The sequence below is a fragment of the Microcystis sp. M53603_WE2 genome, assembly GCF_030065435.1.
Genome location: NZ_JASJFF010000734.1, coordinates 1 through 3,680 on the forward strand (window position 1 = coordinate 1; position 3,680 = coordinate 3,680).

The following is a 3,680-nucleotide window of genomic DNA, read 5'->3' on the forward strand; positions in this document are numbered from 1 at the left end:
AAATGGGGCGAAAGTCTGTGGACTCTGTGTAAGACAGTACATGGTTTTTTAACTGTGGTATGCGACGGTGGTGGAAGCAGAAACTTAAATCGTGAGGTTTAGGAATCGCCGCACTTTTAGGGCGGCGAGGATGTCAACGTATTTACCTCCCCTAAGACTGATAATCAAACAGAAATGAGTAGTCAAAATCATCAGCCCTCAACCTCCATTATAACGATTTTGGGGTCTAAATCCTGTTTAAAAGGTATAGGAGAGGGGGAATTATAAATTATGAAGTGGGGAAGTGGGGAAGTGGGGAAGTGGGAAGAATAAATAAAAATAATCTCCTGTCTCCTGTCTCCTGTCTCCTGACTCGGAGACCAGTGACTCCTTACTCCTCAGTCTAACGTCTGTGAGGAATTGAGAAATTGGGGATGAGATGTTAGTACAATCGGGGAATAGTAAAAGAAAAAACCCCTATTGCTCATGAGTCAAAATCCCAATTCTTCCTCGCGACCACTGCAGCCGCTGCCGGTTCCCTCCATGCCGATACCTCCCTCAGAGTTAATCACGGAAATCAGCATGGGGATAACTGAAGAAATGACGCAACAAGTGGCGACACCGACCAAAAACGTGCCGAATATGCCGCAAAATGGTCAAATTTCCGCCCCACGTCCTCCCCAAAATCGCGCTCCCAGTCAGGCTGCTTCTCCCCAAACGCCACCCCGGCCGGGTCGCGCTCCCAATCAACCCACCTTAGAACATTTGCTCCGGATGGCCTTTGATCGGGGTTATTCGGACGTTCACCTAGGAGTTGGAGAAAAACCCCGGATGCGGGATCGTGGTGAAATGATTATTCTCAACTATCCTGAAATTGACATCAACACTTTTTATAGTTGGTTACGGGAAATCCTAGGGGAAGAAGAAATCCTTCGCTTTAAAAAAGACCTAGAATTTGACGGTGCAACTCAGTACGAATTCGCTAGGGTGCGGATTAATATCTTTGAAAGTCTGCGCGGTCCTGGGATGGTTTTGCGTCTAATTCCCATGAAAATCCTCACTATAGAACAATTGGGCTTACCGGCTGTGTTACGGAATGTGTGCGATGTGCAGAAGGGATTGATTTTAATCACCGGTCCGACGGGTTCAGGGAAAACCACCACCCTAGCAGCCATGGTCGATTACATAAATAAAGAACACGCCAAACATATTATCACCATCGAAGACCCGATCGAATTTGTCCACCAAAGTCGTCGCAGTTTGATCAAACAAAAGGAAGTGGGAATACACACCCATGAGTTCGATAATGCCCTAAAAGCCTCTTTGCGGGAAGACCCAGATATTATTCTGGTGGGGGAGATGCGGGACAAATCCACCGTTAATACTGCCCTGAAAGCTGCCCAAACTGGTCACTTAGTTATGGGAACCCTGCACACCAACAGCGCCGTTAAAACCCTGGAGCGGATTTTAACTCTTTATACCGCCGAGGAACGGGAATCGATGCGGGTGGCGATCGCAGAATCCTTGGTTTGTATTATTTCCCAGGGTTTATGTCGCACCACCGACAGTAAACGGACCGCTTTTCACGATATTCTCGTCAACACAGAAACCGTCAAAGATTACATTTGCAGCGGCAAAAATGACGAAATTATCGAATTAATGAGAGATGGCGAATACCATGGCATGATTACCACTAATCAATCTCTGTTTAACCTCTATCAAGAGGGACGGATTAGCGATGAGGTCGCCCTGGAAATGTCCCCGGTTCCCAATGAAATGGCGATGATGCTGCGGGGTAGAATCTAGAAAAACCCTGAAGGAAATCCTTGAGGGGTCAAGAGTTTAGTAGTCTAGAAAAATAGAAGCTCCTATTGATTCCCTAGGGGAACCCCTCAAGTGACCACTTCCGCGATTGTGTTGCCCGATATTTTTAAAGGCATCGCCCTGTTTACCCCCGGGGGCGACCTGATTTACTGTATCGATCCTGATAAACAAACTCATTGGCATCTGAATCTCTGCGCTGCTCTCCAGTCCGCTTTAGGGTTGCCAGAACCCCCCCATTTTTTAGTTCCTAGTTTTACCGCTACCATCGATCGCTGGCGAGATCCCTACAGTCACCGTATTCATACTAGAGCCGAAGTCTATCCCCTTGTCCGTCGCTATCAGCCTTTATTAAATGCTATTTTCGCCACGGACGAGCGAGCTTGGTTTACTGTACCTTGGCAGGAACAATCCTCTAATCCCACTATCTTAGAAACCTATCGTCAGCAGTTTCCCCAACTTTGGCAATCCCACGATCTGATTCTCCGTTATCAGGAACGCCCCGCAACGACTTCGGGGATTAGTGCTGACTCTGACTATACTAACCCTAGTCCCAAGGGTTATGTTTTGCGGTTATTTGTCTCCGGCAATAATGCCAATACTAAACACACCCTAGAATCGATCCATCAGCTTCTAGAGCGAGAATTACACCATCCCTATACCCTGAAAGTGATCGATATCTCTAAGCATCCAGAACAAGCGGAATCTAATCATGTCTCTGCTATTCCCACTTTAGTCCGGGTTTGGCCGCAACCGGTGAAACGCATCATCGGCGAATTTGAGGATTTACCGCGAGTATTACAGATTATCGCCACCGCTTAGGGGTTAAAGACTTCTGACTCGATTCCTCGCCACCATTCGCCCAATTTCATTAAGTCTTGCTGAATATCATCCAATTCTTGGATATATTCCTGTTGGGAAAGACTGGCACGACGTTCTTGCAGTTTTTTGAGACGCAATTGCACCAACAGCCAAGGCTTAGAAATACCGTTAGTTTCTTCGATATAGCGAGCGATATCCTGACTATCCATAGTTTTTTACTGTTATTATCCTATATTTTCTCAAATTAACCCGAGACTCCTTTTTTTTAGTTGCAGAAGATTATGTTTGATTTTAGCCACTATTACCCCTACGCCGAATTAGTTTCTTTCCTGAAAAACCTAGCCTCATCCTATCCTAATTTAATTAGCCTCACCTCGATCGGTAAAAGCTACGAAAATCGAGATATCTGGTTAACTACCCTAACAAATCAAGCCACAGGCCATTATTTAGAAAAACCTGCCTATTGGATCGATGCTAACACCCATGCGGGGGAAGTAACAGGCTCTGCCGTCGCTCTCTACACTATCTCCCATCTTTTGCGCCAATACGGTCATAATTCCCAAATTACCAGACTTCTTGACCATTACACTGTCTATATTTTGCCGCGATTAGCCGTGGATGGAGCGGAAAAATATCTCACTACTCCCTATCTGTTACGATCGAGTATTCGCCCCTATCCCCACACGGATGAGAAACCGGGGCTATATCCTGAAGATATTAACGGCGATGGTTTAATTCTACAAATGCGCCAAAAAGATACCTGTGGCGCTTGGAAAATTTCTGAACAAGATCCTCGCATTATGGTGCGTCGCGAACCGGAGGAATTTGAGGGAACTTTTTACACTTTGCTCACCGAAGGTTTAATCCGCGATTACGATGGCTATAATTTTACCACTGCCCCCACCCTAGAAGGCTTAGATTTTAACCGCAATTATCCCGTTTATTGGGTTCCTGAAGGGGAACAACAGGGGGCCGGAGATTTTCCTTTTTCGGAGCCAGAAACCCGTGCAGAAGCGGAATTTTGGGCAAATAACACTAATATTAATGGCTTCGTTACC

4 protein-coding genes are annotated in these 3,680 nt (G+C 46.0%); 3 read left to right on the forward strand and 1 reads right to left on the reverse strand.

Annotated features, from left to right (window positions below):
* Positions 1–465 precede the first annotated feature (465 nt).
* Together PX481_RS15860 and PX481_RS15865 are read left to right on the forward strand one after the other, a co-directional pair.
* Positions 466–1,785, forward strand: coding sequence for a type IV pilus twitching motility protein PilT (locus PX481_RS15860; RefSeq protein WP_002758958.1), 1,320 nt, complete (start codon positions 466–468; stop codon positions 1,783–1,785).
* A gap of 90 nt (positions 1,786–1,875) precedes the next feature.
* Entirely contained in the window at positions 1,876–2,622 is a 747-nt protein-coding gene (locus PX481_RS15865) for a circadian clock KaiB family protein (RefSeq protein ID WP_002758959.1), read from the forward strand.
* Here PX481_RS15865 and PX481_RS15870 read toward each other — a convergent pair.
* Positions 2,619–2,831: a hypothetical protein gene (locus PX481_RS15870; RefSeq protein WP_002758960.1), complete on the reverse strand. Its 213-nt coding sequence runs from the start codon at positions 2,829–2,831 to the stop codon at positions 2,619–2,621. The two genes, PX481_RS15865 and PX481_RS15870, sit on opposite strands and share 4 nt — an antisense overlap.
* A gap of 72 nt (positions 2,832–2,903) precedes the next feature.
* Between PX481_RS15870 and PX481_RS15875 the strand changes: the two genes are divergently transcribed.
* A partial coding sequence (locus tag PX481_RS15875; RefSeq protein WP_288094942.1) for a M14 family metallopeptidase occupies positions 2,904–3,680 on the forward strand: 777 nt, incomplete at its 3' end.

Coding starts and splice junctions, on each gene's coding strand:
- PX481_RS15870 (WP_002758960.1), bottom strand. CDS start 2,831: ATGGATAGTCAGGATATCGCTCGCTATATCGAAGAAACTAACGGTATT.
- PX481_RS15860 (WP_002758958.1), top strand. CDS start 466: ATGAGTCAAAATCCCAATTCTTCCTCGCGACCACTGCAGCCGCTGCCG.